The sequence below is a fragment of the Rugamonas sp. FW305-51 genome (assembly GCF_058786935.1).
Window position 1 is genome coordinate 1 of record NZ_JBYSZG010000095.1, and the last position, 4,730, is coordinate 4,730.

At 65.9% G+C, this 4,730-nt stretch carries 4 protein-coding genes; all 4 read right to left on the minus strand.

Annotated elements, in window-relative coordinates:
- Positions 1 to 894 (minus strand): MlaD family protein (locus tag AC3WOS_RS28305; protein WP_492720633.1); only part of this gene is annotated, 894 nt, incomplete at its 3' end.
- Positions 895 to 912: 18 nt separating this feature from the next.
- Complete coding sequence (locus AC3WOS_RS28310) at positions 913 to 1,803, minus strand: ABC transporter ATP-binding protein (RefSeq protein WP_492720635.1); 891 nt, start codon at positions 1,801 to 1,803, stop codon at positions 913 to 915.
- Complete coding sequence (locus AC3WOS_RS28315; RefSeq protein ID WP_492720637.1) at positions 1,803 to 2,933, minus strand: MlaE family ABC transporter permease; 1,131 nt, start codon at positions 2,931 to 2,933, stop codon at positions 1,803 to 1,805. The genes AC3WOS_RS28310 and AC3WOS_RS28315 overlap by 1 nt, the downstream gene beginning before the upstream one ends.
- Positions 2,934 to 2,996: 63 nt before the next feature.
- On the minus strand, positions 2,997 to 4,511 hold the full coding sequence (locus AC3WOS_RS28320; RefSeq protein ID WP_492720639.1) for a B12-binding domain-containing radical SAM protein: 1,515 nt from the start codon (positions 4,509 to 4,511) through the stop codon (positions 2,997 to 2,999).
- Positions 4,512 to 4,730: the final 219 nt, after the last annotated feature.

Sequence of the window (4,730 nt, forward strand, 5' to 3'; positions counted from 1 at the left end):
GGTGCCGGGGGCGCCGAACAGCAGGCTTTGCGGACGTTCATTGAGCTTGTTCATGGTGTTCTTCAGTGCCTTCATCGATGAACGCGATTCGTCGGTGAGCGAGATCACGTGCGGCAGGGCGTCCATCTCGACGCCGCTGGTGACCGCTTCCAGCGACAGGCCGACCCGGTCCACCGTGCCGCTCATGCGCGCCAGCGGGCCGTCGGGCGCCTGCAGGTTGGTGGTCAGGCGGCGCGCGTCGGTGGCCAGCGCCGTGACCGACTGCAGCGCGGTCTGGGCCTGGTCGGCCAGGGCCGGCAGGCGGGCGATGGTCGGTTCCAGCTGCTGCGGCAGGGCGCGGTACTCCCGGGCCGTTTCGCTCACGTCCGTGAAGGCGGCCAGGATGGCGCGCTGGTTGGCGGGGCTGAGCAGGGCGTTGAGGCGGTCGGTGGCCTGCTCGGCCTGGGACAGGATCTGCTTGCCCTTCTTTTCCAGCTGGTCCAGCAGGCCGGGGCGCAGCGGGATGCGGGTGGGATTGTCGGCATTGGTGCCCAGCAGCGGCGAGCCGGTGGTGTCGTCGTCGAGCTGGACGTAGGCGATGCCCGTCACGCCCTGGTAGCCCAGCGTGGCGAAGGTGGTCTTGGTGATGGGCGCGTCCGGGTTGATGCTGAGGGTGACGAGGATCTGGCCGGTGACCTTGGGGTCGAAGCCGATGCTGGCCACCTTGCCCACCTGCAGTCCGCGGTAGCGTACCTGCGCCTGCGGGTTCAGGCCCGGCACGGGCTGGGTGGTGGCCAGCACGTAGGGCACGCGCTCGATGCGGTCGCGGTTGAACCAGAGGCCGAACAGCACGGCCGCGATCAGCAGCGTGATCGTGAAAAAGCCCGTCATGAGTGCGTGCGATCTGTTTTCCATGGATGCTCCGTTTCGTATTCAGTGTGCGGCGCCGGGCGCGCCATCGGGCTGCGGCGGGGCCGTGTCGAGTGCTTCCAGCGCGCGCCGGCCGCGGTCGCCCAGGAAGAACTCCTTGATAAACGGGTGGTCGATCTTTAACAGCTCGCGCGTGGGGCCGATGGCGATCACGTGCTTTTCGGCCAGCACGGCGATCCGGGTCGACAGCGCGAACAGCGTGTCCAGGTCGTGGGTGACCATGACCACCGTCAGTCCCAGTTCCCGGTGCAGCGACTTGATCAGGGCCACGAAGCTTTCCGACAGGTCGGGGTCGAGGCCGGCCGTCGGTTCGTCCAGGAACAGCAGCTGCGGCTCCAGCACCAGCGCGCGCGCCAGCGCCACCCGCTTGATCATGCCGCCCGACAGGTCGGACGGCATCTTGCCGGCATGTTCGGGCCCCAGGCCGACCATGTTCATCTTCAGCAGCACCACGTCGCGCACCAGCTCTTCCGGGATCTTGTGCAGTTCGTGCAGGGGCTGGGCGATGTTCTCGAACACGGTCAGGGCCGAGTACAGGGCGCCCTGCTGGAACAGCATGCCCCAGTGGTTGCGCAGCTGCTGCAGCTGGCGTGCATCGACTTCGCTGATGTCTTCGCCAAACACGCGCACGCAGCCGCGCGCGGGGCGCTCCAGTCCCAGCATCTGGCGCAGCAGCACCGTCTTGCCGGTGCCGGAGCCGCCCACGATGGACAGGATCTCGCCGGCCTGGATGGCCAGGTTCAGGTCCTGGTGGACGACGGTGCGGCCGAACTTGGTCCACAGGCCCGTGATTTCCACCACCGGCACGCTGCCGTCCAGTTTCAGCACGCCCGTGTTGGGCGCGCCGCAGGACGATGCGGGGGCGGGCGCCGGCGCTGGCTGGTTCTCGTCCATCAGTACCCCACGCCGTTGAACATGATCGCGAACACGGCGTCGGCCAGGATCACCACCGTGATGGCGGTAACCACCGAGGTGGTGGTGCCGCGCCCCAGGCTTTCCGTGTTGGGTTTGATGCGCAGGCCGAAGTGGCACGACACCAGCGCGATCAGCACGCCGAATACGGCGCCCTTGCCCAGGCCTATCATGTAGTTCGCCAGCGGCACCGCTTCCGGCAGCTTCTGGACGAAGTAGTACGGCGACAGGTGCAGTTCCACATTGGCCGACACCATGCCGCCGATCAGCGCCATCACGTCGGTCCAGATCACCAGCAGCGGCATGGACACGGCCAGCGCGATCACCTTGGGCAGGATCAGGCGGAAGCCGTGCGAGATGCCCATCACCAGCATGGCGTCCAGTTCCTCCGTCACCCGCATCACGCCCAGCTGCGCCGTGATCGAGGAACCGGAGCGGCCGGCCACCAGGATGGCCGCCAGCAGCGGCCCCAGTTCGCGGATGATGCTCATGCCCAGCAGGTTGACCAGGTAGATATCGCCGCCGAAATTGCGCAGCTGCTGGGCCGACAGGTAGGACAGCACCACCCCGATCAGGAAGCCGACCAGCGCCGTGATGCCCAGCGCCTGGGGACCGGCATGGAAGATATTGGCCGAGATCTCGCGCCACGGACCGCGCAGCGGGTGACGCGCGAAGCGGCCGATATCCTGCGTGACGGAGCCGATCAGCGCGATGAAGCCGCGCAGGTGTTCGAAGAACTGCAGCATCGCGAAGCCGAGCACCATGACGGAGGTCAGGCGTTGCTTGCGTGGGACCTTCAGTTCCAGGTTGCCGGCCGCTTCCAGCCGCTTGAAGAATTCTTCCTGCCCGGGCGCCAGCCGCAGCGAGGCGGGGCGTTTCTTGCCCCAGGCGTTCCACAGCAGCTGGGCGCCGATGTGGTCCATGCTGTCGATGGCCGACAGGTCCCACGCGATGTTGGCCTTGTCCTTCAGGCCATTGAGCTGGCCGGCCAGGGTATGCATTGCGCTGCCCAGCGCGAGCGCATGGACTTGCCAGGTGCCGGCGGCGGTGGCCGCCGGTCCGTTGGCGGCGCCGGAATCGAGAGTGAGGGTGGGCTCTTGGGCTGTAGGCATGACGCCAGTTTAAGTGAGTTTGGGCGCGACCGCCACCGCTGTTCCGGGCGGCGCCGCCCCGCGTCAGGCCGCCAGGTGGCGCGCCTGGCGCTGTGGTGCTGCCGTTTCGGCCCGTAATGCGGGGGTGTTGGCGGCGGCCGGCTTGATGCGCGAGCCCGATTCGTTGCGGCCGGCGTAGTCGCTGGCCAGCAGTTCGTCGGCCGCAAGCTTGCTCATGCCGCGCGTCTGCAGCCACTTCGACACCATGGCGGCCAGGCGGTCGAGGGCGATGCGGTGGGTGGCGTCCGTGTTCGCGTACAGCCAGTCGGAGAAGGCCATGAAGTGCTCGAACGCCGATTCGCCCAGCAGCACCGGCAGCGTGTGGGCAAAGCGGCCCGAGTTGGCCACCAGGTCCCAGTAGCGGGCAAAGCGCACCAGGCGCTGCATGGTGGGGAAGTCGATGTGCTTGTTGGCCAGGATGGTGTAGGGCGCATACGGCTCGAATACCAGGCCGAATTCCTCCGTGTGGCGGATGATGGGCGTACCGCGCAGCCGCTTCAGGATGCCGAACTGGATCTCGTGCGGATTGAGCGCCCACAGCTGGTTGAAGCCGCGCGCGAAGCTGGCCACGTCCTCGCCCGGCAGGCCGGCGATCAGGTCCACGTGCATGTGGGCATGCGATTGGGTGGTGAGCCAGCGGATATTGTCGGCCGCCTTCTGGTTGTCCTGCTTGCGGCTGACCAGGGTTTGCACTTCAGGGTTGAAGCTCTGGATGCCGATCTCGAACTGCAGCGCGCCGGGCGGGAATTTGCTGATGCCTTCCTTGAGCGCGTCGGGCAGGTGGTCCGGCACCAGCTCGAAGTGGGCGTAGACCGGGTCGTCCGGATGGGCGGCCAGCTTATCGAGGAAGAACTGCATGATCTTCAGGCTGGTCTTGATGTTCAGGTTGAAGGTGCGGTCGACGAACTTGAACAGGCGGGCGCCGCGCGCATGCAGCGCTTCCAGCTCGGCCAGGAAGGTATCCAGGTTGAATGGCCAGGCCGTCTTGTCCAGCGCGGACAGGCAGAACTCGCACTTGAAGGGGCAGCCGCGCGAAGCTTCCACATAGATGGTGCGGTTCTTGATGTCGTCATCGCTGTAGAGCGAGTACGGCAGCTTGATCTCGGCCAGCGGCGGCTGGACGCCGGCGTGGATCTTCATCAGCGGCTTGGGGCCGTTCAGGATCTCGCCGCACAGCTTGGGGAAGGTGACGTCGCCCCAGCCGGTAATCAGATAGTCGGCCAGCTGGACGATCTGCTGTTCGCCCGGCTCGTGCGACACTTCCGGCCCGCCCAATACCACCACCACCTGCGGCGCCACGCGCTTGAGCATGGCCACGACCTTGGTGGTTTCTTCCACGTTCCATATATAGATGCCGAAACCGACGATGCGCGGCTGGTGCGCCAGGATGCGTTCGACGATCTCGGTGGTCTTGGCGCCGATGACGAATTCCTGCAATTTCGTCCGCTCCTGCAGCGGCCCCATATTGGCTAACAGATAGCGCAGACCCAGCGAGGCGTGGGTGTAGCGGGCGTTGAGGGTGGTGAGCAGGATGGTCATGACAGGCTTGCGGTTCGGTGAAAGCGCTATTTTACGCTGACGGCCTTGCCAGCTGTCCCGCCCTTTGCTATAGTTCGCCTCCCCGCAAAACGGTGCGTGCAAATGCAGAGTGAGCGGGGCAGGTCGGAAACGATCTGGCAGCAAAAGAAGGGGTTGACGAAACGGTCTAAACGCTTCATACTCTTTCTTCTTCGCGGCTGACAAACAAAACGCTTTGTC